The 24,936-nt window shown below is 33.6% G+C and carries 24 protein-coding genes; 11 read left to right on the top strand and 13 right to left on the bottom strand.

Annotated elements, in window-relative coordinates; translation table 11 throughout:
* Both FVB9532_RS06735 and FVB9532_RS06730 read right to left on the bottom strand, forming a co-directional pair.
* Positions 1-585 (bottom strand): hypothetical protein, encoded by a 585-nt coding sequence (locus FVB9532_RS06735; protein ID WP_150544440.1) that lies wholly within the window; start codon positions 583-585, stop codon positions 1-3.
* A gap of 7 nt (positions 586-592) precedes the next feature.
* Entirely contained in the window at positions 593-856 is a 264-nt protein-coding gene (locus FVB9532_RS06730; RefSeq protein ID WP_150544439.1) for a DUF2089 family protein, read from the bottom strand.
* Positions 857-1,026: 170 nt separating this feature from the next.
* On the opposite strand from FVB9532_RS06730, the gene FVB9532_RS06725 reads away from it, so the two are divergent.
* A complete protein-coding gene (locus FVB9532_RS06725) occupies positions 1,027-1,320 on the top strand; it encodes a hypothetical protein (RefSeq protein ID WP_150544438.1) in 294 nt (97 codons plus the stop codon).
* 6 nt (positions 1,321-1,326) lie between these two features.
* Positions 1,327-1,710 carry a group III truncated hemoglobin gene (locus FVB9532_RS06720; RefSeq protein WP_150544437.1) on the top strand — a complete coding sequence of 128 codons (384 nt, stop codon included), beginning with the start codon at positions 1,327-1,329 and terminating at the stop codon, positions 1,708-1,710.
* Positions 1,711-1,826: 116 nt separating this feature from the next.
* On the opposite strand, the gene hemN is transcribed toward FVB9532_RS06720, so the two are convergent.
* The 5 genes from hemN to FVB9532_RS06695 all read right to left on the bottom strand — a co-directional run bounded on the left by hemN (position 1,827) and on the right by FVB9532_RS06695 (position 7,699).
* Positions 1,827-3,188, bottom strand: a complete 1,362-nt coding sequence (gene hemN, locus FVB9532_RS06715; RefSeq protein WP_150544436.1) for an oxygen-independent coproporphyrinogen III oxidase — start codon at positions 3,186-3,188, stop codon at positions 1,827-1,829.
* An 11-nt stretch (positions 3,189-3,199) separates the two neighbouring features.
* Positions 3,200-4,018 (bottom strand): universal stress protein, encoded by an 819-nt coding sequence (locus FVB9532_RS06710; protein WP_150544435.1) that lies wholly within the window; start codon positions 4,016-4,018, stop codon positions 3,200-3,202.
* A gap of 158 nt (positions 4,019-4,176) precedes the next feature.
* A complete protein-coding gene (locus tag FVB9532_RS06705; RefSeq protein WP_150544434.1) occupies positions 4,177-5,262 on the bottom strand; it encodes a serine hydrolase domain-containing protein in 1,086 nt (361 codons plus the stop codon).
* A 140-nt stretch (positions 5,263-5,402) separates the two neighbouring features.
* Positions 5,403-6,455 (bottom strand): response regulator, encoded by a 1,053-nt coding sequence (locus FVB9532_RS06700; protein WP_150544433.1) that lies wholly within the window; start codon positions 6,453-6,455, stop codon positions 5,403-5,405.
* Between the two features lie 11 nt (positions 6,456-6,466).
* Positions 6,467-7,699 carry a sensor histidine kinase gene (locus FVB9532_RS06695; protein WP_150544432.1) on the bottom strand — a complete coding sequence of 411 codons (1,233 nt, stop codon included), beginning with the start codon at positions 7,697-7,699 and terminating at the stop codon, positions 6,467-6,469.
* 131 nt (positions 7,700-7,830) lie between these two features.
* On the opposite strand from FVB9532_RS06695, the gene trxA reads away from it, so the two are divergent.
* The 5 genes from trxA to FVB9532_RS06670 all read left to right on the top strand — a co-directional run bounded on the left by trxA (position 7,831) and on the right by FVB9532_RS06670 (position 14,050).
* Positions 7,831-8,130: a thioredoxin gene (gene trxA, locus FVB9532_RS06690; RefSeq protein ID WP_150544431.1), complete on the top strand. Its 300-nt coding sequence runs from the start codon at positions 7,831-7,833 to the stop codon at positions 8,128-8,130.
* Positions 8,130-8,774, top strand: a complete 645-nt coding sequence (gene deoC / locus FVB9532_RS06685) for a deoxyribose-phosphate aldolase (protein ID WP_150544430.1) — start codon at positions 8,130-8,132, stop codon at positions 8,772-8,774. Before trxA ends, deoC begins: the two co-directional genes overlap by 1 nt.
* A 35-nt stretch (positions 8,775-8,809) precedes the next feature.
* Positions 8,810-9,610 (top strand): TIGR00266 family protein, encoded by an 801-nt coding sequence (locus tag FVB9532_RS06680; RefSeq protein WP_150544429.1) that lies wholly within the window; start codon positions 8,810-8,812, stop codon positions 9,608-9,610.
* 173 nt (positions 9,611-9,783) lie between these two features.
* The gene (locus tag FVB9532_RS06675; protein WP_150544428.1) at positions 9,784-13,236 is read left to right on the top strand and encodes a pyruvate carboxylase; all 3,453 of its coding nucleotides are present in this window, start codon (positions 9,784-9,786) and stop codon (positions 13,234-13,236) included.
* A 151-nt stretch (positions 13,237-13,387) separates the two neighbouring features.
* Positions 13,388-14,050, top strand: coding sequence for a uracil-DNA glycosylase family protein (locus FVB9532_RS06670; RefSeq protein ID WP_150544427.1), 663 nt, complete (start codon positions 13,388-13,390; stop codon positions 14,048-14,050).
* 53 nt (positions 14,051-14,103) lie between these two features.
* Here the strand turns inward: FVB9532_RS06670 and FVB9532_RS06665 are convergent, their stop codons facing one another.
* The 3 genes from FVB9532_RS06665 to FVB9532_RS06655 form a co-directional block, all read right to left on the bottom strand.
* A complete protein-coding gene (locus FVB9532_RS06665; RefSeq protein ID WP_150544498.1) occupies positions 14,104-14,952 on the bottom strand; it encodes an OmpA/MotB family protein in 849 nt (282 codons plus the stop codon).
* Positions 14,953-15,041: 89 nt separating this feature from the next.
* The gene (locus FVB9532_RS06660; protein WP_150544426.1) at positions 15,042-16,034 is read right to left on the bottom strand and encodes a glycosyltransferase family 2 protein; all 993 of its coding nucleotides are present in this window, start codon (positions 16,032-16,034) and stop codon (positions 15,042-15,044) included.
* Positions 16,035-16,043: 9 nt separating this feature from the next.
* Positions 16,044-16,490: a type I restriction enzyme HsdR N-terminal domain-containing protein gene (locus FVB9532_RS06655; protein WP_150544425.1), complete on the bottom strand. Its 447-nt coding sequence runs from the start codon at positions 16,488-16,490 to the stop codon at positions 16,044-16,046.
* 32 nt (positions 16,491-16,522) lie between these two features.
* Between FVB9532_RS06655 and holA the strand changes: the two genes are divergently transcribed.
* Entirely contained in the window at positions 16,523-17,533 is a 1,011-nt protein-coding gene (holA, locus tag FVB9532_RS06650; RefSeq protein WP_150544424.1) for a DNA polymerase III subunit delta, read from the top strand.
* Positions 17,534-18,436, top strand: coding sequence for a 1,4-dihydroxy-2-naphthoate octaprenyltransferase (gene menA / locus FVB9532_RS06645; protein WP_150544423.1), 903 nt, complete (start codon positions 17,534-17,536; stop codon positions 18,434-18,436).
* Between the two features lie 55 nt (positions 18,437-18,491).
* Here the strand turns inward: menA and FVB9532_RS06640 are convergent, their stop codons facing one another.
* The 3 genes from FVB9532_RS06640 to FVB9532_RS06630 all read right to left on the bottom strand — a co-directional run bounded on the left by FVB9532_RS06640 (position 18,492) and on the right by FVB9532_RS06630 (position 22,472).
* Entirely contained in the window at positions 18,492-19,808 is a 1,317-nt protein-coding gene (locus tag FVB9532_RS06640; protein WP_150544422.1) for an Omp28-related outer membrane protein, read from the bottom strand.
* Between the two features lie 75 nt (positions 19,809-19,883).
* Positions 19,884-20,606, bottom strand: a complete 723-nt coding sequence (locus FVB9532_RS06635; RefSeq protein ID WP_150544421.1) for a T9SS type A sorting domain-containing protein — start codon at positions 20,604-20,606, stop codon at positions 19,884-19,886.
* A 36-nt stretch (positions 20,607-20,642) separates the two neighbouring features.
* Entirely contained in the window at positions 20,643-22,472 is a 1,830-nt protein-coding gene (locus FVB9532_RS06630) for a T9SS-dependent choice-of-anchor J family protein (RefSeq protein WP_150544420.1), read from the bottom strand.
* 210 nt (positions 22,473-22,682) lie between these two features.
* On the opposite strand from FVB9532_RS06630, the gene FVB9532_RS06625 reads away from it, so the two are divergent.
* Together FVB9532_RS06625 and FVB9532_RS06620 are read left to right on the top strand one after the other, a co-directional pair.
* Positions 22,683-23,165 (top strand): TlpA family protein disulfide reductase, encoded by a 483-nt coding sequence (locus tag FVB9532_RS06625; protein ID WP_150544419.1) that lies wholly within the window; start codon positions 22,683-22,685, stop codon positions 23,163-23,165.
* Positions 23,166-23,180: 15 nt separating this feature from the next.
* On the top strand, positions 23,181-24,836 hold the full coding sequence (locus FVB9532_RS06620) for a DUF6029 family protein (protein ID WP_150544418.1): 1,656 nt from the start codon (positions 23,181-23,183) through the stop codon (positions 24,834-24,836).
* Positions 24,837-24,936: the final 100 nt, after the last annotated feature.

Raw genomic sequence — 24,936 nt, 5'->3', positions numbered from 1 at the left:
TTAGTGAATTAGAGAAATGATATATTTTGAAAGTACTTCTGCAAAAAGAACAACAAGAATAAATAGAATAATAGGTAAAGCTCCTTTTGCGTTAGTGGCAATTTGATATCCTTTATAAAGTAAATAGAGGTAATAGATAAGGAGAAGAAGTGAAATGAATGCAAAGATTAAAATGATGAGTAAGTCTGTACCTTCTATAGAAAGTAGTTCAGGTTTTTCTGCAGAGAAATTTAAAAGTCGTTGAGATAAATCTCCCATATACCCATTAATGTTTGCAAAACTGATGAGGTAATACGGCAACCTTGCAATAAGCGAAGTGTTGAAAATATCTATTAATCGGGTTTTTGAATTTACGATCTTACCTGCAATCCATAAAACAAGGCTAAGACTAAAAATATTAATTAGGTTATCAAGTAACGGATCATAAATTTTTACGGAATCTATAAAATGAACATCTAAAACGCCATCAAACCTAGCTTTCAATAGATAGGCGATGAGTGAACCTAGCAGTGTTCCTAAAATTCCAACAAACAGTAATTTTTTTTCAGAATAGTTTTCAAAGGGTTGAAATAAAATCTTTTTCATCTTTAGTTTATTTTGAATTTAATTCTTCAATAATGTCGTCCAGTTTGTTTCTTACTGTAGGATAACTTTTACCAAGTTGGGTAGCCATTTTCTTTAAACTTCCTCCGGTAAGTACAAATTCAAGTATAAATTCTTGGTCTTCTATGGAAAGTTGCATTAAGGCCGGAAGCCCATAAGTACCGGAAATTTTGGTTTCACAATGTGCACAGGAAAGTTCACTTACTTCTAAGGTGTTTTGACAACTGGGACATTTTATAGGAAGTTGAGCCATTTTTAAAATAATTCAAATTAATTTTAAATAAAATTAAAGTAAAAATTAATAATATTAAAATATTTATAACTTTAATTGTGTTTTAAAGAATTTTTTAAAGCTGACCAATGTCATTTTTTAAGCTTCTCTTTACCCATACTTTTACACTATAATTTTTAAAACATAAGAAGATGTCAGTGTATCAAAAGTATTACGGTGAGTTTAAAGAAATGTATTATGGTAGTGCCGCTATTGGTATTATCGCATCTAGCTGTTTAGGTGCTATTGCAGCTATGTTTATCTTAATGACCGGTCACGGTGTTTGGCAAATGATTCAGCTTTTTGCGGTGGTGATGATTAGTATGGGATATAATACTGCGGTGCTTTCTTGTTTACCGGCAAAACAAGTATTTAATTCGTTGGTAGGAAGTATTTCTGTGAATTTATTATTTATTTTGTACCACGGATTAATGTTGTTGTTCTAATAATTTATGAAACATATAGAAAATAGAGCCGATGTGCAATTATTAGTACATCGGTTTTACGATAAAGTAAGAGCCAATCCTGAGATTGGCTCTTTTTTTAATGAAACCATTACTAATTGGGATCATCACTTAGAGAAATTAACCGATTTCTGGGAAAGCAATTTGTTTTTTGTAGGAAAGTATCGCGGTCGTCCAGGGAGAGCTCATATTATGGTTGATTATAATTTTAATCATCAAATTGAAGCCAAACATTTTGGGGTGTGGCTCAACCTTTGGGTAAATACTATTGATGAATATTTTGAAGGAGAGCTTGCCGAACGTGCTAAATTCAATGCTCGGAATATGGCTACTAACTTCCAGATGAAAATTTTTATGGCGAGACCCAAGTAGGTCTTTTTCTTCTTCCAAAAATAGCAACACCCTTCAGTTTCCGTAAAAACCTCAGGGTGTTGACCAACCTACTAACCTACTAATAAAACTTAACCTATTCCTATTTTAATTACTACTTAAACCGTCATCGAGAATAATCTAGTTTCCGGTTTATTTCGTTGTAAGCGTAAATCGAACGCCATACATATATTTCTTACAAATGGCCTTCCCTTTTCTGTGATTTGTAGTGATGCCGGGAGTACTTCGATTAATTGATCTTTTTCCATTTCTTCTAAGCGTTCCAGTATTTCAGGAAGCTCAAACAAATTATCTTTTATAGAAAGATTAGTTTGCAAATGGCACATCAAGTTTAAAATATGTTTTCTGATGATTAAATCCTCATCGTTTAATAAATGTCCTCTAAATACGGGTAATTCACCATTATTGACTAATTCTTGATATTCGTCAATACTCTTCGAGTTTTGCGCAAAACCATACCAACTATCACTAATGGAAGAGACTCCCAAACCAATCATTAGTTGGGTTTTAGAAGCGGTATAGCCCATAAAGTTTCTATGCAATTGTTTGGCTTCTAAAGATTGATACAAATCATCGGTTTTTAAAGCAAAATGATCCATCCCAATTTCTACATAACCTATTTCTTCCAGCAATTCTTTTCCTAATTGATATTGCTTACGTTTAATTTCTGCGGAAGGTAAATGCTCTTCGCTATAACCGCGTTGCCCGTTTCCTTTGATCCACGGAACGTGTGCGTAACTGTAAAACGCAATTCGATCGGGCATTAATTCTTGGGTTTTTAAAATCGTATTTTTAACCGCTTCGATACTCTGAAAAGGTAAACCAAAAATAATATCGTGACTAATGGATGTATAACCAATCTCACGAGCCATTTCTGTCGCTTGTTTTACTTTTTCAAAAGGTTGAATTCGATGGATGGCTTGCTGAACTTTTATATCATAATCTTGTACTCCATAACTTACCCTTCTAAAACCAACTTGATAAAGTGCTTCTAAATGTTCTTTGGTCGTGTTGTTGGGATGCCCTTCAAAACTAAACTGATAATTTTCAGCCAACTTAGCACTTTTCAAAATCCCTTTAATAAGTTCCTGCAAATTTTCCGGAGAGAAGAAAGTGGGCGTTCCACCCCCTAAATGTATTTCTTTGATACGTGGTCTTTCCGGTAGAAAATCTAAATACAACTGCCATTCTTTTAAAACAGAAGTAATGTAGGGTTCTTCGACCTCATGACGTTTGGTAATACGTTTGTTACAACCGCAAAAGGTACACATGCTTTCACAGTAAGGTAAGTGAATGTAAAGGCTAATTCCTTCAGAAGTATTACTTTCTTCAAACGATTCAAGTACCGATTTCTTCCAATTGTTACTAGAAAAAGTAGCTTCCTCCCAATACGGAACAGTTGGGTAACTGGTATACCTAGGACCTGGAATATTATATTTTTGAATGAGTGGTTGACACATATGCTCTTTTCTTATTCGTGTAAAACTAAAAACGGAACTTCTTTGTGATAGCTAATTTTTTTCGCTACAGGATGAAATAAAATATGCTGAAAAAAGTTCAGGTTCTTTGCCATCATCGTTATTACTTGGGTTTCATTTGAAGATACAAAGGATTCTACCGCTTCTTCCAAAGTATTGTTCCTAGTGTAATGAAAGCTATGTTCAATTTCTAATAACTGCTCTTTTAGGTAACTTTTGTTGCTCTCTTGACGTTCAGTAAGTTCTTCACTTTTTTTAGAAAGATAAAGCACTCGCAATGCAGAATCATTAAAATGGCATACTTGCTTTAGGGTATGGATGACCTTATTTTTATAAGAAATATTGAAATCTGTAGGAAAAGTAATATTCTTGGGTTCGCGATAAGTGGCATGCTCGGGAATCACTAACACCGGACATTTAACGCGGGTAATCACTTCGGTAGAATGACTTCCTACAGTAGCTTTTTTGTAACCGCTTGCTCCTTGAGTACCCATGACAATAAAATCGATATCACGTTCACTAACGTGTTGACGAATGGTTTCTACAAAGTGACCTTGTTCTAACGAAGTAAAAAACTGATGTTTTTTATTGAGCTTTTCTTCTCCCAAACGCCCTAGTAAAGTTTGAAATGCTTTAGCAGAACTTTTGGCTTTTACCTGAATGGTATGCAGGTTTTCTTCCTCTTCTTCCCATTCGGAAGCTTCTACGTGTAAAAAATAAAAATTTGTGTACACGTTCTTAAAGAACGATAAAGCATAGCTAATCGCGTTCCATGAGTTTTCAGAAAAATCAGTAGGCATTAAAATATTCATCTTCCTCGTACATTATATTTTAAAGCAAAAATAGAAGAGGAGTACTTGTTGAAAAATGACAAAAATCAGGTTTTCAATTTTTTATGAAAGAAAAGTGTGATCTGTACAAGCCTTCAACCAGCAAAGGGTATCGGTTTTAAAGGAAGAGGAGTATTTAATTAGTTGAGTTCAGAATCAACGATTCCGGCAATTTTGCTGATAATTTTATTGTGAATAGGTTTTTCTTTTAAGCCATTAGTGAACACAATAATGGTCATATCTTGATGAATAAATTTTCTGTAGCCTGTCACTAAACCTCCCGTAAAGCCGTATGAAATTTCGTTGTTAGAGGAATACTGTTCCCAACCATACAGAAACTCATCTTTTTTATTATTGAAGTAAAATGCTTGTTGGTAATTAAAAGGTGTCCACATTTTCTCTTTAGTTGTGGGACTGATCAATTGATTGTTGTCAAAATCTTTTGTCCACTCTACAAATTGATTTAGGGTGAGATTAATGCCTCCGGCAGCGTTAGTTCTATCTCCAAAATCTAAAGAAACCTTTTCCCATTGTTTCGTGTCCGGATTGAAATTATACTTAAAGCTTCTATTTTTTACAGGATCTATAAAGTTGGAAGAGAAAAGTAGTTGGTTATGCTGAAACTGATTTTCTTTTACAAACTCTTCGTAACTTTTATGAGTTACTTTCTCAATAATTTTTGAAAGAAACCAAAAATTAGTCTGGTTGTATTCCCAACGTTCCCCTTTTTCAAAACGAAGTTCTTTTTCAGTTAATTTTTTGAAGGTAATGCTGTCTGAAACTTTTCCACTTAAAACATCATAATCAGGAAGTCCTGAAGAATGGGAGAGTAAATGCTTAATCTTTATAGTTTGCCAACTTTTGGGAAGATGATCTAAATACAATGAAATTTTATCGTCCAACTGAAGTTTATTTTCTTCGATCAGTTGAAAAATAGCTGTGGAAGTAATTAGCTTAGAAATAGAATAGAGCGGAAAGATGGTGTTTTTATTCACCGGTTTTCCGCTCAGGTTTTCTTTACCCAGGTAATTCTCATAAATTAACTCCCCGTCTTTAATAACGGCAACAGCCAGACCAAGTGTGTTTTCAAGTTCACTATTTAAATAATTGGTAAGTTGCTTTTCTTTTTTTGAAGATAACTTTTTTTCCTGTGGTTTATGCTCGTTTTTGCAAGCTATGCTTAGGATTATCAATAAACTAAAGAAGAAAGCTTTTGGGGTAATCATGAAAAGTGGTTTAAACTATTTTTAAGGTGTATGCGATTACAATCACCACTCCTTATTCTACTTTTAAAGGAGGAGCGACTATATAAGTCTTTGCTTTTTTTTATAATAACAAAGCGGTCTAATTTCTTTATAAAAGAAAATTATTCCATCATCTCTAGCCCTTCAACATTCAGTATTTTAATATTTCTACCTTCAATTTCAATGAGGCCTTCCTTTTTAAAAGCAGAAAGTGTTCTAATTAAACTTTCAGTAGCAATTCCGGCAACACTGGCTAAATCACCCCGGGAAATTTTAATATTTTCTGAAGGTTTTTTGTCTAATACTTTTACAAATTGAAGGATGGTTTGAGCTGTTTTTCGCTTTACAGAACTATAAGCCATTTGTAATAATTGCTGCTTAATATCCGATAAATTATCGGTAAGAACATTCATTAAGTCTAAAGTCACTTTTTTATTACTTTCTAAGATGTGCTTCAAAGCTTGTTTTGAAATTCCGGCAAGTTCCGTTTTTTCTACTGCGGTAGCCGATTCTTGATAAGGTATTTGATCTTCAAAAGAGGTGAAGCCCAAAAAATCATCGGGTTTAAAAAGTGCGGTGATCAATTCTTTACCATTTTCATCCATTTGGTGGGTTTTTACCACACCTTTTAAAATTAGATAAATATAATTGGAGTGATCGCCTTCTGTATAAATGGTTTCCCCTTTTTTATACATACTAATCTCCCCCTCATCGTCAAAAAGGTTTTTTAGTTCGTTTAAATTTCGAACATCATCTTCTTTTTCAACTTCAACTTTAATAGGTTCGGTGACATTCTGCGCTAAAATTTTGGCCTTGGCCAATCTGCTTTCTACCGCACTTATTAATTCTTCTTCATCAAAAGGTTTGGTCAGGTAATCGTCGGCACCTAAATCCATTCCTCTTCTCACTTCTTTATGTTCAGTTTTAGCCGAAAGAAAAATAAATGGGATATGTTGTGTTTTTTGGTTTTTAGCTAAAGTTTCTAAGACACCATAGCCATCTATTTCAGGCATCATGATATCACAGACCACGATATCGGGTTTTTCTTGAAAAGCTTTTTCTATTCCTATTTTTCCGTTGGGGGCGGTAATTACGTTGTAGTTAGAAAGTTCTAAAAGTTCAGCGGTATTTTCGCGTAATGCGACATCATCTTCAATAAGAAGAATAGTTTTCATAGTAGGGGTGTTTATTGATTTGAGGTTAGTGGAAGTGTTACGGTAAATGTACTTCCTTCATTTTCTTTACTGGTAAAAATAATATTTCCGCCAAGGTTTTCCAAGTGGCTTTGTATAATATTGAGTCCAATCCCGGTTCCTTGGTTCAATAGCGCATTTTCTGCCCTAAAGTATCTTTTAAAAATATATTTTTGCTCTTTTTCAGGAATCCCAATTCCTTGATCTTTTACGATTATGCTAAGCATATTTTCTTGAGTAAAGGCTTCAATGGAAATAGTGGTGTTTTCTGGAGAATACTTAATAGCGTTATTGATGAGGTTAGTGAGAATAAGCTCAAGTATTTTCTCGTCGAAATCTAAAATAATCTCATCGATGTTTTTAGGATAACTAATTTTTTGTCCGTCTTTTAAGAGCATATTTGCATCGTAAATCACCTCGTTGGTAACTTTACTTAAGGGGAAAGAACTGAATTTGTAATTTACTTTTCCGGTTTCTAAGCGTTCTACCGAAAGAAAATCATCTAAAATATTATTGAGGTATTTTACTTTGTTTTTAATGGTTTTTAAGTGTTTTTCCCGCTTTTCCTGTTGTTCGGTTTGTGTATATTTACCAATAAGTGTGGTTGAAGTAAGGATCCCACTTAGCGGGGTTTTAAACTCGTGCGAAACCAAAGAAAGAAACTTGGTCTTGAGGTCGTTGAGTTCACGTTCTTTCCTAAGAGATTCTTTTATTTTATTTTCGGCTTCTTTGCGTTTAATAATTTCATCTTCCAGTTCTATGACCGTATTTTTAAGTTCCTCGGTCCTTCGTTCAATTTTTTGTTCAAGCTTTGTATTCAGGTCAAGAATTTGTTTTTCTTGGGTTTTACGAATGCTAATATCTATGACCATAGCCATCACATAATGATGCCCATCAAGGGTAAAAGGATTTAAACCGGCTTCTACCGGAAATTGACTACCATCTTTTCGTAAACCATATAAATCACGACCGTGTCCCATTTGTCGGTTTTCTGAACTTTCCATGAAACGATCTACGTTTTTATCGTGATTATGACGATATTTTTGAGGAATTAATAAATCTAATGGTTTTCCTTTTAGCTCACCTTCTTCATACCCAAACATCTTATTGGCAGAAGCATTTATGGCTACAACCACTTGACTTTTATTAACAACTATGATCCCTTCTGAAACAGATTCGAATAAAATACCGAAACTGCTTTTGTTGATTTCCTCAAATTTTTTCATACTTCAAAAATAGATGTTTTTAGGATAGATATAAAGGGATATTTTTAGGAATTAAACCATATTTTGTTGAAACCTTAAGAAGAAGATAAATCTAAAATATTATTTTTATAGGAAACTTTTAATCCAATAAAATGAAGAATAGCTTTCAAGATATCATTCATCAAAAAGTACCGGTTTTAGTAGATTTTTATGCAGATTGGTGCGGACCTTGCAAAATGCTAGCTCCAATTTTACAAGAAGTAAAAGCCGAATTAGGAGATGATTTGAAAATTGTAAAAATAGATGTTGATAAAAATCAGTCTTTAGCAGCTAAATTTCAGGTGAGGGGAGTGCCTACCATGATTTTATTTAAAGAAGGGAATCAAGTTTGGCGACAATCAGGGGTTTTGCAAAAACAAGAGTTAGTTTCGGTAATCAGCAATTATAAATAATGGAATTAAATAAATACATAGATCATACTTTATTAAAGTCGACAGCTGAGCCTGTAGATATTGAAAGGTTATGTGAAGAAGCCATAGAATATAATTTTTATGCAGTTTGTGTGAATGGTTGCTATGTGAAACTGGCAAACTCTTTATTGAAAAATTCTAACGTTAAAATAGCTTCGGTTGTCGGGTTTCCATTAGGGGCAATGAGTACTGAATCTAAAACTTCTGAAGCAGAAAATGCGGTGAATGATGGTGCCGATGAAATTGATATGGTAATTAATTTAGGGAAACTAAAAGCTAAGGAATATACTTATATAGAAAATGAAATTAGAAAAATTAAAGAAATTCTTGGCGATAAAATTTTAAAAGTAATTATCGAAGCGAGCGAATTAAAAAATGAAGAAAAAATAATCGCTTGTGAGTTAGCTGAAAAAGCCGGAGCCGATTTTGTAAAGACTTCCACAGGGTTTGCTAGCGGGGGAGCCAAAATAGAAGATGTGAAATTAATGAACAGTGCAATTAGCGATCGAATGAAAATAAAAGCATCCGGGGGAATTAGGGATCAAGAAACCGCTAAAAATTATATTGAACTTGGAGTAAGTAGAATAGGAACTTCTTCAGGGATAAGTATTGTAAAAATTAAATAAATTCAACTTAAATAAAAATTAACTTAACTAAAATTATGAATGCACACGAAATAGATTACGAGATTTTTGGTGAAGAAATGCAATATGTAGAAGTAGAATTAGACCCTGATGAAGGCGTTGTTGCTGAAGCCGGTGCTTTAATGATGATGGAAGACGGCATTAAAATGGACACCATCTTTGGAGATGGGTCTTCTAATGACAATACCTTTATGGGGAAAATATTTGGAGCCGGAAAACGTCTTATTACCGGAGAAAGTTTATTTATGACCGCTTTTTATAATACCGTCCCTGGGAAAAAACGGGTAAGTTTCGCTTCGCCTTATCCTGGCAAAATTATTCCGATAGATCTGACCCGTTTCCAAGGAAAGTTTATTTGTCAAAAAGATGCCTTTTTATGTGCTGCCAAAGGCGTTTCTATTGGGATTGAATTTTCCAAGCGCTTAGGTCGCGGCTTTTTCGGGGGAGAAGGCTTTATTATGCAAAAATTAGAAGGAGATGGAATGGCTTTCGTGCACGCTGGAGGAACAACTGCAGTAAAAGAATTAGCTCCCGGAGAACGCTTAAAAGTAGATACCGGTTGTATTATTGGTTTTGAAAATTCAATAGATTATAATATAGAGTTTGTAGGTGGAATAAGAAATACGTTATTTGGCGGGGAAGGACTTTACTTTGCCACGCTCACCGGACCTGGGAAAGTATATATTCAATCGCTACCCTTCAGTAGATTGGCCAGCCGGGTTTTTGCTGCAGCTCCACAAGGTGGCGGTAAACAAAAAGGCGAAGGAAGTATTTTAGGAGGTTTAGGTAATTTATTAGATGGTGATAATCGTTTCTAATGGATTCAGGGCTAGCGTGAAGTGATGAAATAATTATTGATTTTCAAATGTTATAAAAGTCCTAATCTTCTACAAAAGGTTTTAAAACTCCTAAAATTTAGCGATATTACCCAGTCTGGATCTTATATATAAGTTCAGGTTATTTATCAATTATAATAAACCAATCTTTTCAAATGAAAATAAATAAAGTTCTCGTTGCCAATCGTGGTGAAATAGCTATTAGAATCTTTCGTGCATGTACAGAAATAGGTATTCGTACCGTAGGTATTTATACTTTTGAAGACCGTTATTCGTTACATCGTTACAAAGCCGATGAAGCTTATCAAATTGGTGATGATAGCGAACCTTTAAAGCCTTACTTGGATATTGATAAAATTATCGAGATTGCTAAAGAAAATGATATCGATGCCATCCACCCCGGGTATGGTTTTCTTTCTGAGAATTCAAAATTTGCGCAAGCTTGTGAATATAATGGGATTATTTTTATAGGTCCTAAAGTTTCGGTTTTAAAATCTTTAGGAGACAAAGTCACCGCTAAAGAAGTTGCTGTAAAAAATAATGTTCCTATCATTCAAAGCAATAAAAAGGAACTTACCCATGTTGATATTGCGCTAGAGGAAGCTAAAGAAATTGGTTATCCGGTGATGTTAAAAGCTGCTTCCGGTGGAGGAGGTCGCGGAATGCGCGTAATTAGAACGGAAGATGAATTACGAAAAGCTTTCCCTGAGTCTAAGCGTGAAGCAGGAAATGCTTTTGGTGATGATACGGTTTTTATTGAAAAGTTCGTAGAGAACCCAAAACATATAGAAATTCAAATCATCGCTGATAACCATGGAAATATGGTACATCTTTTTGAAAGGGATTGTTCCGTTCAACGTCGTTATCAAAAAGTGATTGAAGTGGCTCCTTCTTATCATTTAAAAGAAGAGACCAAAAATAAATTGTATGAATACGCTTTGTCTATTTGTAAAGCAGTTGATTATAATAATGCGGGTACAGTAGAATTTTTAGTAGATGATGACGGAAGTATTTACTTTATTGAAGTAAATCCTCGTGTACAGGTAGAACATACAGTTACTGAAGTTGTCACCGGTATAGATGTAGTGAAGTCTCAAATCTTTATTGCCGGAGGTTACAAGCTTTCCGATGAACAAATTAAAATTGAAAGTCAAGAGAAGCTTTCTACGCAAGGTTATGCGGTACAATGCCGAATCACTACAGAAGACCCACAAAATGATTTTAAACCCGATTACGGAACCATCACGACTTATAGAAGTGCTTCCGGTTTTGGGATTCGCTTAGATGCTGGTAGTGTGTATCAAGGGGTGAGTATTTCACCGTTCTTCGATTCGATGTTAGTGAAAGTTACAGCAAACAGCAGAACTTTAGACGGAGCTTGCCGAAAAATGCGTCGTGCTTTAGCAGAATTTAGAGTGCGTGGTGTAAAAACCAATATGGCATTTTTAGATAATATTCTAAAAGACGAAACCTTTAGAAGCGGAAAGGTAACTGTTAATTACATTAAAAATACACCGAAACTTTTTGAAATAAAAGAGCCAAGAAACCGTGCTACCAAAATGGTAAATTTCTTGGGGAATGTGATCGTCAACGGAAATGAAGATGTGAAGTTTACCGATCCTAATAAAAAATTGGTCACCCCAAAAATTCCAAAATTCGAACATAAAGATGGATATCCAAAGGGAACTAAAGACCTGTTAACCGAAAAAGGTCCGGAAGAATTTGCTAAGTGGCTAAAGGCTGAAAAGAAAATTCACTTTACCGATACAACCTTGCGTGACGCACACCAAAGTTTGTTGGCAACCCGAATGCGAACTTTTGATATGATGAAAGTTGCTGAAGGTTTTGCGAAAAATCATCCGGAAGTATTTAGTATGGAAGTTTGGGGTGGTGCAACTTTCGATGTGTGTATGCGTTTCTTAAAAGAAAATCCTTGGGAACGCTTAAAATTACTAAGAAAAGCCATACCAAATATTTTATTTCAAATGTTGCTCCGTGGTTCAAATGGGGTGGGATATACGGCTTATCCCGATAATTTAATTGAAAAATTTGTAGCTGAAGCTTGGGAAAATGGAGTTGATATTTTTAGAATTTTCGATTCTCAAAACTGGATGCAATCCTTAGCACCAAGTATCGAACACGTCCGTAAAAATACACAAGGTATTGCGGAAGCTTCCATGTGTTACACTGGAGATATCCTTCAACCTAAAGACAATAAATATAATCTGGACTATTATGTACAGTTAGCGAAAGATTTAGAAAATGCAGGAGCACACATTTTAGCCATTAAAGATATGGCTGGTTTATTAAAACCTTATGCTGCTTCAGAATTAATTTCAGCCTTAAAAAGTGAAGTTTCACTTCCTATCCATTTACATACGCACGATACTTCTTCCATTCAGTCTGCTACTTATATCAAAGCTATAGAAGCCGGAGTTGATGTGATTGATGTAGCCTTGGCAGGAATGTCTGGGTTAACTTCTCAGCCCAACTTCAATTCTATGGTAGAGGCTATGAAGAATCACGAGCGAGAAAACAAAATGGATATGGATAAGCTAAATGCTTATTCTAACTATTGGACGAGCGTTCGAGAATACTATTACCCATTTGAGTCTGGTTTAAAAGCCGGAACGGGAGAAGTGTATCAACATGAAATTCCAGGTGGCCAATATTCTAATTTAGTGCCACAGGCAGAATCACTTGGTTTAAAAGACCGTTTCAATGAAATTACCGATATGTATGGTAAAGTCAATGAGCTGTTTGGTAATGTAATTAAAGTAACACCAAGTAGTAAAGTGGTGGGAGATATGGCTCAGTATTTAGTGAGTAATAATTTAACCATTGAAGATTTCTTTGAAAAAGGAGAAACCTTATCGTTTCCAGAATCGGTTAAGAATTTCTTTAAAGGAGATTTAGGTCAGCCGGTTGGCGGTTTCCCTAAAAAAGTTCAGGATATCATTTTAAGAGGAGAGAAGCCCTATACAGACCGACCTAATGCACATTTAGAGCCGGTAGAGTTTGAAAAAGAATTTGCGGAATTTAAAGAGAAGTTTAGCGAAGGAATGGATCGTGAATGGGATATGACTGATTTTCTTTCGTATAAATTATATCCAAAAGTTTTCACCGATCTTTATGATCACTACGTTAAATACGGTAAGGTAATGAATATACCTACCAAAAATTTCTTCTATGGGATGAAACCGGGAGAAGAGATTATTGTAGAATTAGATCGAGGGAAAACATTGTTGATTACGCTAATTTCAACGACCAAGCCGGATGCTGCCGGAATGGTGACCGTTTTCTTTAAAGTAAACGGACAAACACGAAACATTCAGGTTCAAGATAAATCGATTAAAGTTGAGAAGGTTGAACATGTAAAAGCCGATAAATCTGATCCTAAACAAGTAGCAGCGCCATTACAAGGCTCGCTATCTGAAATTATGGTGAAAGAAGGTGATAAAGTCTCTAAAAATCAACCACTATTCGTTATTGAAGCTATGAAAATGGGAACTACGATTACTTCTAATGGCGAAGGTGAAGTGAAAAAGATTCACTTAAAAGCCGGTGATATGGTGTTTAGTGACGATTTAGTAGTTGAGTTGGAGTAATCAATCTGTCATCTCGTGCGGATACGATAGCTTCAACGTAGTTAAACTGTTTCAGCGTGACGGTTAATGAAAATCTATCCTAATAAATTTACATACTTAAACCTTCCAGTTTTGGAAGGTTTTTTTATATTCAAAATAAAAATCAACCACTTTGTTTAAACATTTTCATCCCTATTCCCCTTATATTCCTGAAGGAACTAAAAAGCTAATCGTTGGTACATTGCCTCCACCACGTTTTACGATGCGAGAATTTAAAGAGGGTGATGTAGATTTTTGCTACGGAAGTCGTGATGGACAATTGTGGGTTATTCTTAATAGAATTTTTAACTTGAATCTAAAATTTAAAACGACAGAAGAAGCCATTCAACAACGAAAAGATTTTTTGAAGCATCATCAAATTGGGATTTGTGATATGGTAGAGTATGCGATGCGTGAGAAAATAGATGCTTCAGATTTGGGGATGAAAGATGTCAAACTTCGCAATATGATTCATATTCTAAAAGAAAATCCTTCTGTAGATACTCTATTGTTTACAGGAGGAAACAGTAAAAATGGACCTGAATATTTCTTTAGAAAGCATATTCGTGGAAAAAAAGAAATTCAGCTAGAAAGGATAAGTGATGAGGTTCCAAGAATTCATCAGTTTACTTTAGAAGGTAGGGTAATCACAACGGTATCTTTAACAGCACCATCGGGAGCGGCCAATAGAGCTGTAGGAAGTATGCAGTATTACAAGTATCTAAAGCAGAAAAATCCTGATATGAATACGCTAGATTTTCGGGTTTTACAATATGAACCTTACTTTAAAACATAAAAAAAGCTACTCAATTTGAGTAGCTTTTTCGATATCTATAAGTTCTATATTAATTATTTAGAAGCTTTTTTCATACCATCTTCAATCATTCCGAAGAATTGATCTAGTTTAGGAAGAACTACAATTCTTGTTCTTCGGTTGGCTGCTTTTCCTTCAGCAGAATCATTAGAAGCCACGGGAACGTATTCACCTCTACCAGCTGCTGTCATACGTTTAGGATCTACATCAAAATCATTTTGTAAAATTCTTACAATAGCAGTAGCTCTTTTGGTACTTAAATCCCAGTTATCTTGAATACATTCAGTTTTAATTGGGTCGGTATCGGTATGGCCTTCTACCATAAATTCAAAGTCTTTTTTGTCTTTTACAACTTTAGCAACTTTACCTAAAACTTCTCTTGCACGGTTAGAAACTTGGTAGCTTCCACTTCTAAATAGTAATTTATCAGAAATTGAAACGAATACAACACCTTTTTCAACGCTAACTTCAATATCTTCATCGTTGATATTTCCTAGAGCACCTTTTAAACTAGTAACTAAAGCTAAGGTGACAGAATCTTTTTTATTGATAGCGTCACGCATGGTTTTAATTTGAAGGTCTTTTTCTTTAATGCTTTCCAACGACCTTTCTAAGTTTTCAGCACCTTTTTTTGATAAGGTAGCTAAATCTCCTTGATTGGTTAAAAGAGCATTATTGGTTTTCTTTAAAGTTTCAACTTGGTCTTCTAAATAAGATACTTTTGTTTTCTTATCTTCTAAACAAGAATTCAGTTTTATGGTAGCTGTATTTAGCTGATCCTGAGTTTCTTTTTGTTTTTCTTCTAATTCTGCGTATTTCTTTTTAGAAACGCAAGAGGTGAGCATAAGAACTGATAAGACAGATAATAAAAAAACTCGATTCATCATAGTTATTTTAAAAATTATTTATTGATTCAAAATTATTAAAAATGCTTGGGGTTGGTTGGTCATTAACAATTATTTAGCTTAGGAGGCTATAAATCGGTATATTTTCTTCTTTTTAAAATGAAATATTGCCATACGATAGATGTCAACGAGGCATATTTTTGATTATTATAATTGCCCTTCCTTTTTTTAAGCATTTTTGGTAAATTAAGATAAAAGCTTTTGTGAGCTTTTAAAATTGCTATGAAATGCTTTGGTTTTCTTTCGGCAAGAAATTTAATACCAGCAATGGCATCTAATACCATTCTAATAAAAACAAATAGGAAAGCTTTCGTGCCAGGAAGGTTTTTTACTAAGTTAAATAAACTGTTCCTGAAGTTTAAAAAAGTTTTTTGTGGATGCATCGCATGTAAAGTTCCTCCGCCTAAATGATAGATTTTACTTTCCGGGATTACCCAAATCTCATAGCCTAACCTTGAGGCTCGCCAACAAAGGTCTATTTCTTCTTGATGTGCAAAATAATCTTCATCTAGCATTCCGGTTTCAAAAAAAATGGGCTTTCTAATTGCTAAACAAGCTCCGCTGGCCCAACTAATTTTTATAGGATTATCATATTGTTCTTGATCTTCTTCCAATTCATTGAAAAGCCTTCCTCTGCAATAAGGATAGCCTAAACTATCTAAAAAACCTCCGCTAGCACCGGCATAATCAAAATGGTTTTTATGTTGATAGCTTAATATTTTAGGTTGAACAATAGCTGTTTCTGCTGAATTTTTAAATTTTGATAGAATAGGGGCTAACCAGTTTTCTGTTACTTCAACATCATTATTCAACAGAATGAAAATATCTTCTTTTAGTTGCTGAAGGGCTTGGTTGTATCCTTTAGAATAACCGCCGTTTTCTTGAAGTTGAATAATTTTTAGTTGTGGAAAATTTTCTTCCACATAAGCTATAGAATCATCTTGAGAAGCATTATCGGCCACATAAACCTGAGCTCCTTGAGAATATTTAACTACCGAAGGTAAAAAAGTTTTCAGTAACTTTTTACCGTTCCAATTTAAGATGACGACTGCGATTTCCACGGCTGCAAATTAAATAGAATAAGTTGATAAATCCCGCAGGAAATGATATTTTTCCGCTTCGTAATCTAAGTTGCAAAAATAATGGTTCAATCCGTTGGTAACCATTAATTGTTCTGCTTTTAGCGACAGGTTATAGCGTGCAATCTGATCGAAAGCGTTTTGGGTAATTTTTATCGAAGGAGCTTTACATTCAACTATTAAATTAATACTTCCATCAGGATTGTAGGCCACAATATCGTAACGTCTTGTTAATCCATTTACTTTGAGTTGCTTTTCTGCATTTAAAAGCTGTTTAGGGTATTTTTTTTGTTGAATTAAAAATTGAATAGTGTGTTGCCTAACCCATTCTTCTGGGGTGAGAATGATGAATTTTTTTCGGATTTCATCGAAAATAGCCATTTTATTTTCGCTATTTTTGAAGCGAAATTGATAGGACGGAAAGTTAAGTTTTATCATTTATAAATTACTACTTACGGCATTAAGCTTTTATGGAGCAAGTAAAGAAAATTGTAGGAGATATAAAAAATGGCGAGGTTAAACCTATCTATTTTTTAATGGGTGAGGAGCCTTATTACATAGATAGTCTGGCTGGTTATTTTGAAGATCATTTGCTTACAGAAGAAGAAAAAGGCTTTAATCAGTCAGTTTTGTACGGAAGGGATGTGAGTATAGAAGATATTGTAGCTTCTGCAAAACGTTTCCCGATGATGGCTAAATATCAATTGCTTATTGTAAAAGAAGCGCAAGATTTATCCCGAACTATCGAGAAATTGGCAAGTTATGCAGAGCATCCTCAACCTTCCACCATATTGGTAGTTTGTTACAAATACAAAAAAATAGATAAGCGTAAAAAGCTATATAAAGCTATTAAAGCAAACGGAAGTGAGATTTTTGAAAGCAAAAAACTTTATGATAATCAAGTGCCGGAATGGATTAGCAAAGTACTGCGAGGAAAAAAATATACCATTACCCCAAAGGCTTCTTTGTTGTTAGTTGAGTTTTTAGGAACTGATTTAGCTAAAATTAACAATGAGTTGGAAAAACTTCAGTTAATATTACCGGAAGGCTCGCAAATTACCCCAGAACTTATTGAAGAAAATATAGGGATAAGTAAAGACTTCAATAATTTTGAGTTGCAAAAAGCACTGGGAGAAAAAGATTTTAAAAAAGCTTTCAGGATTATTGATTACTTTTCTCAAAACCCGAAGGAGCATCCTGTATTGCAAACTACGGCTATTCTTTACAGTTACTTTACCAAAATTTTAAAATACCACAGTTTAAGTAATTTAGATAAGGGAAATGTAGCAAAAACTTTAGGCGTGAATCCGTTTTTTGTAAAAGATTATTCGGTAGCAGCAAGAAATTACAAGATGAAAGAAGTGAGTGGTATTATAGCAAAACTTCGGGAGTTAGATGCTAAAGGGAAAGGAGTAGGGGCGAATTCAGCGTTGACTTCAGATTTGTTTAAAGAATTATTGATAAAAGCTTCTGGACATTAGATGAGTACAAAATTTAAAACATGGGTAAGCGCTGCTAGATTAAGAACATTGCCACTTTCAGTAGCAGGAATTATTACCGGTACTGCTTTAGCCATTTTATACGGTTTTTTTGCTTGGGATATTTTTATATTGGCCATTTGTACCACTTTGGGTTTACAAATACTCTCTAATTTTGCCAATGATTATGGTGATGGTATAAAAGGAACCGATAATGAGGAACGAATAGGGCCTATGCGTGCGCTACAAAGTGGAATCATTACGGATAAGGAAATGAAAAAAGCGATGGTTATTACTTCTGTAATTACGATGGGTTTCGCTTTGAGTTTAATTTATACTGCTTTTGGTAAAGAGGATTTTTTATTTTCCGTGGTGTTTTTTATTTTGGGCTTAGCCTCGATTGGAGCGGCTATAAAATACACCGTTGGAAAGTCTGCTTATGGTTACCGTGGATTGGGTGATGTTTTCGTTTTCTTGTTTTTCGGATTACTAAGTGTGGTGGGAAGTTTTTTTCTATATCATCACTATATAAGTTTTTCCGTGTTTCTTCCGGCGATTTCTGTAGGATTACTGAGTACAGCAGTACTTAATTTAAACAATATGCGTGATCGGCTTAGTGATGCAAAATCAGGAAAGAATACACTAGTTGTGAAAATGGGAGGTGAAAAGGCTAAAAAATATCATTCTGCGTTGATTTTAATTGCTTTTTTTACTGCTGTAGAATTTATATTTTATACAGAGAAATATATATTAGCGATTAGCTTAATAGCTTTTATTCCTTTGTTTGTTCATTTACAAATAGTAGCTAGAAATAAAGTTCCACAGCAATTAGATCCTGAGCTTAAAAAAGTAGCTTTAAGTACTTTTTTATTTTCCATCTTGTTTTTGGTTGGGGCTGTTATATAAAAAAAGCCGCGATAAAATCACGGCTTTTTCTGCTAGTATTTTTTGTTTTGATTAATTATTCATCAAAATCTATACTTTCTCCTGCTTTTACTGCTTGTGCATTGATAGCAGTATTGTTTTCATCTACTAAAAATACAGCAACTCCAAAATTATTAGGATCAAATGTATTTCCGTTTTCATAATGTGCGTAACCGGATAAATCAATACTTCCAAAATTTTTACTTGAAACAGTATAGGAAGATACAGTAGGGATTTCATCACCTAAGATGTTGTTTGTTAAAGAAGTCTCCAGTACGTGATTATGTACGAAGTCTTCTATATGTTCTCCTTGCTGATACCATTTGCTCCCTTCAATATCATTGTAATAATTGGTTTGTGGAAAAACAAGATTGTCTTGATATAGGTAAACCGCTAACCTATAGTTACTTGGTAAATTCTCTTCAGATAAAATCTGAACTTCAACATTTAAGTTATTTCCGTTTAGTTTTGTATTTATTGCCAAGCCAACAGAGATTTCTATGCCTGCTTGTGAAGTTATGTTTTGTACCGCATTAGGTATTTGGCTATCTTGTATTACATTAATATTTTCTGTTCTGTTCGCTCTAAGTTTGGGTAAGCTTGCACCTACATTAAATGCATCTATAAGTGCATCTGCTTGAGAGGATTCCATTACATCATTTTTATGGATAGCTAAAACAACAACATCGTCTGTTACCTCTTTTACTTCATCTACAACTAATAGAACTCTTGGGCACCAACCGCACCAATCTCCTGTATAATCTTCTAATACTACTTTGTTTTTGAGTGAGAAAATTTTGAAATTAGCGGTGTTCGAATTGCTTCCTTGGTATAGAGCTTTTACATTGTACATTCCAGTTTGATTATTTTGAAATTCACTTCCTGAAATAGGAGTGTTATTCACAATAAATGTACTTTCTAAAGTAATATCACTTCCATTTACGCTATAAGACTTAAAGTTAATCGTTTGTCCTTTTAGAACTTTAGGGGAATCTACAATAACATAGTTTGAACCTACAATTTCAATTTCTAAGGAATTGCTTTGGATGTCATTTATATTTGCGCTAATAGTGTAAGTTCCTGTTTCTTCAAAAATGAATTCGTTTCCAAGAATACTTTCTCCATCAATGTAAAAAGTAGCGGCATCACTAACATCACTATTATTTGAATCATTAATTAGATGAAAAGTAACCGTTTCTTCATTTCCGAAAATACGCTTGTCTTCTTCATTAGTTGTTAAAGTAACAAAACTTATTTCATTGGTATCAATATCTGTACTGTAATCATAATCGGAACTACAAGAGCTAAAGATTAAACCAATAAATACAATAAGATAAATAAATTTTTTTTTCATAGCTGTTATAAAAAATAAATGTCTATTTCAATATAAGTTAAAATATTGAAATAGACATTTTTGAATGTTATATTATTACTTTTTAACGAACTTTTTGGTAGCCGTATAGTTAGACTCTCCTTTTAATTTAATTAAATAAATTCCAGAAGAAAAAGTTGAAACATCTATACTTGATAAGGATTCTTTCAATTGTAATGTTTGAACTAACTTACCTTGTAAATTAAATATTTCTGCAGTCGCATTTTCTTTCAAGTTTATATTGATAATACTTGATGCTACTGTAGGGTATATTTTTGTTGAACTTAAAGAATTTTTATCTGTAGACAAATTTGGATCATAAACATAATTAATGTTAGTAGGCTCTCCAGTTTCGTTACCTAGACCATCTACTTGATAAATTTTAAATCTATAAGTTATAACATTATTGGAATCATCACGATTCCAAAAATATGTTCCTGGACCAGAAGTGGTAGAGTTTGCTTCTACAGTAAATGTACCGTTTTCAGGAACTTCTGTACCCTCAGAAATACTGAATAGACATTCACCCATACAGAATTGAACATTTGTACCGTCAGATGCTATCATTTCAGTGATTTTAGCTTTTACCTCTATTTGATTTGAAAATTCATTTTTTATATAAAAATGTAATTTGGCAGGATTTTCATCTGTAGTTTGAAAACTAAATTGTGTTCCGTCTTCAATAAGATTTCCCTCCTCATCTAAAATAGTCATTTGTGCCTGAAGGCTTCCTACAAATAACAATGATACGATTGTTGTAAGTTTAAAAAAATGTTTCATTGTGTATTATATAATTTCTTTAAGATTTTTTATTTATTATTCAATAATAATTTTTTGATTTAATAATTTATTATTTGAATTAATTTCTACTAGATAAACCCCAGAAGATAAATTACTTGTGTTGATTCTGTTTGTGCCAGATGATAATTTAACATTTTTAATAACTAATCTTCCTGATAAATCATAAATTTTGGCTTCACCTGATTGTAGCAAATCAATATTTATGTATCCATTTTTAGATGGGTTTGGGAATATAGTTATATTATTTTCTTTAGTAAAATTATCTGAAGATAAAGTGGTTGAAGCTGTAATAGCTTGCATTATTTTTTTATTGCTTGGATTTTGTATAAAAGCAATAACTTCTAAATCACTGTATTCCTCAATATATGTATTACTTAAATCGGCAGTAAAGGTATCTTGGAAAGAGCTGTTTGCTGTAAAATTAACTAACTCTCCATTAGGGTTGGTGATCATTTTCATCATTACTGATGGAAATTCTGTTTCTCCATTCCCTCCATTTGATGTAGGAACAGCATTACCAGTAGTTTCTTTTTCTATTACTGCAGCATAGATATTATATTCACCATTTACATATGGTAAAATGTCTAAGTTTAAAGTTACCATATTATTTTCTATGGTAGCATTTGATGTAGTGAATTCAAAGAAAGCATCACTTGCCATTTCTGCATCAAGTTCATCATTTAAACGTTCTGTTATTCCTGCATATGTTCCTGATAGTGTAAATTCTTTGCCGTCAAGGAATAAAGATGGGATACCATTAATTTCGTAATAATTATGTTTAACTGCTGCTTCAGGTTGGTAATATGGATCGCCACTACCTGGGTAATTCATATGATAAGCAATATATACATAATCATCTTGTCTTTCTTCGTTAAAGGCAGTAAAGGAATTGTTGTTAAATTGTGCGCAAGGGCCACAAGTTGCACTGGTAAAACGTTCAAAGATAGGTGTTTTTGTAGTTGAGCCTGTAGCAACCTCTATTGATTTAGTTAGTGAGCTATTTTCGTTTTCTTCTATAGGTGTGCCATTTACTTCAGAAACCCATAAACTTAATTGATGGTTACCAGAAGTGGCGTTCCATTGATTAGGGTGTGTGAAATTATAAGATTCGTTCAAGCCAACATTAAGACCATCAATAACATCGGTATAGGTTGTGCCGCTATCTACTTGCCAGTTAATCTCTAATGATGTAATGTCTTGAGCACCTGTATTTTTTATAGTTCCTTTGATTTCTTGATCTCCACTAGCTATTGTTTCATCGGTATTAATGGATAATAGTTGAGCATTATCATTTTCTAATTCTTCTAAAATAATATTATCAAGTACTAAATAATATTCATCTTCACAGTCATAGTGTCTGAAAGTTATATATACAGTTTCTCCAATATGGTCAGAAAGGTCGATTACTCTTTCAACTAATGTTCCTCCTGTCTCTACTGTTTCTGTATATACAGGAGTTGAATTAACTATATCAGAAACAGAATTTGAATTCGTTACATAAATACTATACTTCTCAGCTGGATAACTCGGTTGAGTAATATAAGTGAATTTTAAGAAAGTATTGTTTAAAGAACTAGATAATTCGATTGATGGTGAAATTGCTAAATTATCTGGTGTTAAAGCACCTACATTATCAATATATGACCAAGAAACTAAAGATCCTGTGCCAAGAATAGGACTTAAGCCAGATGCATTGGCAACATCCCAATTATACCCGTCATCATCATTATCTACAAACGTCCAGCCATCTGATCCGGATTCAAAATCTTCTGAAAAAATTTGTGCTTTTGCTCCAAATATAACAAGAAGAAAAGCGATACTTAATAGTAGTATTTTTTTATTCATTTTATAAAAGTTTTAGTTTAGGGTTTTGTGATTTTGGCAAATATATGACTTAATATAAATTAAATTAACTTAATTTTCATAAAATTTACAAGAAAATGTTTGGTGTTTTGCTTATAAAGGTAGGAAAATCCAAGTAAGTGTTGGTGTTTAGATAAAATGTTATAATATTGTAAAAATTTTAAATTTCATTAACAAATTTTAATTTCACCAATGAGAAAATTAGTATTCATATTCAGTATTTTTTGTGCTATTTCGACTGTAGAAGCGCAAGAGAATATTCCTTCTGTAGATATAGAAACTATTAATGGAAAAGAAATAAATACACACGATATTTCTGAAGATAAATTAGTGGTAATATCCCTGTGGGCTACATGGTGTGTACCTTGTTTAAAAGAATTAGATGCAATTAATGACGTCTATGTAGATTGGCAAGATGAAACGGGAATAGAACTCTATGCTATTTCTGTAGATGATGCTAGAACAGTAAAAAGAGTACGTCCTCTTGTAAGTGGTAAAGGTTGGGATTATAATGTTCTGCTAGATACAAATAATGATTTTAAGCGCCTAGTTGGTGCAGCCTCTGTACCTTTAACTTTATTAGTGAAAGACAATAAAATTTTATATAGGCATTCAGGTTATTCTCCTGGAGCAGAGGAAGAATTGTACGATATGATTAAGCAATTCTCTAATTAAAAATAGATAATTTTAATGAAATCATTAAGAACTTTAATTTCACTAGCTTTTATTAGTTTAGGTGTACAAGCTTTTGCACAAGATTTAGGTAATTTTTATGGAGGTTTTGAGTCTAATTCTCAATGGTTACAAGATGATCAAGATTTAGGTTTTACTGCTCCAAAAGATCAATTTAGATCGAATAATTACTTTTTACTCAATTATGAACAGGGGAAGTTTAAAGCCGGACTTCAATATGAATCATACCTGCCTAGACCTATGCTGGGTTACGATCCCGTTTTGGAAGGTAATCAAATCGCTAATTACTATGTTAATTTTACCGATAAATCTTTAGATATTACAGCAGGATATTTTTACGAACAATTTGGGAGTGGACTTATATTAAGAGCTTGGGAAAACCGACAATTAGGTATAAATACGGCTTTAAAGGGAGTTCGTGTTAAATATGATTTTACAGATTTTTGGAATGTAACCGGTGTTTATGGAGAGCAGCGTGTTGGTTTTGAAACTTCTGATGGAGTTATACAAGGTGTTGATACCAGTCTAGATTTAGGTCAACTTCTAAGTGTAAAAGATCTTTTCGTTGATTTAGGGGGAAGTTATGTTTCCCGTTATCAAGATAATAATGGTATAGCAAAAATCCCTACTACTGTTAACGCTTACGCAGGAAGAGTAGACTTGTTTTATAAAAACTTCTACGCTAATTTTGAAGGGGTTTATAAAGAACCTGATGTTTTAGCTAATGAAGGACAAATTACCAATAATGCAAATCTATATAAGGGTAACGCACTTTTATTAACCTTAGGTTATGCTAAAAGCGGATTGGGAATAAGTTCAACCTTAAGAAGATTAGAAAATTTTAGCTTTTTTGCTGATAGGTTAGCAGAAGGGAATCAGTTTAACCGCCAAAGAATAAACTATGTTCCCGCACTAACAAAACAACATGATTATCTGCTTTCTAACATCTATGTTTATAATCCGCAACCTCGATTATTAATGTTAGATACTCAGCAAGCAGGAGAAATGGGAGGGCAACTCGATATTTATTATACCATCAAAAAGGAAACTGCGCTTGGTGGAAAATATGGAACCAAACTTTCAGCAAATTTTGCTTATTGGGGAGGTCTAGATGCAGAGTTTGATGTGGATACAGATAGTTATTCTTCAAAATTTATAGGCTCTGGAGGTCCTCGATATTTTAGAGAGGCAACCTTGGAGATTAAGAAAAGATGGAATAAAGAATTAAGTGGAATCTATTATTATACCAATACAAGAATAGATAAAGGTATTACAGATGGTAGTCCATTAGGTGTAAAAGATATTAAAGCTAATATCGCTGTAGCTGAACATACTTATAGGTTAGGTAATGGTAAATCTGTACGATTGGAACTTCAGCATTTATGGACAGAACAAGACCGTAAAAACTGGGCAGCATCGGTATTGGAATATAATTTTTCTTCTAGTTTCGGACTTTATGCAGCAGATTCTTGGAATTATGGAGGTGAGGGTGAAATCCATTACTATAATGTAGGGGGAAGCTATACGCAAGGGAGAACCCGTGTAGCGTTAAATTATGGACGACAAAGAGGAGGATTGATTTGTGTTGGTGGAGTTTGCCGATTTGTTCCTGAAAATACAGGTTTAACGCTAAACTTAACGACTTCATTTTAAAAAAAATAACTAGCCTCCTTTCTTATAAGGGGGTTAGCTTTTACCATTAAAGAAATATAATTTTTAAGTAATTTCTTGATTACTTTTGCATATAAATTAA

The organism is Mesonia oceanica (assembly GCF_902499555.1).
GTDB lineage: Bacteria > Bacteroidota > Bacteroidia > Flavobacteriales > Flavobacteriaceae > Mesonia > Mesonia oceanica.
The sequence above is the reverse complement of the archived record's forward strand: the minus strand, read 5'-3'. Positions and strand labels throughout refer to the sequence as shown.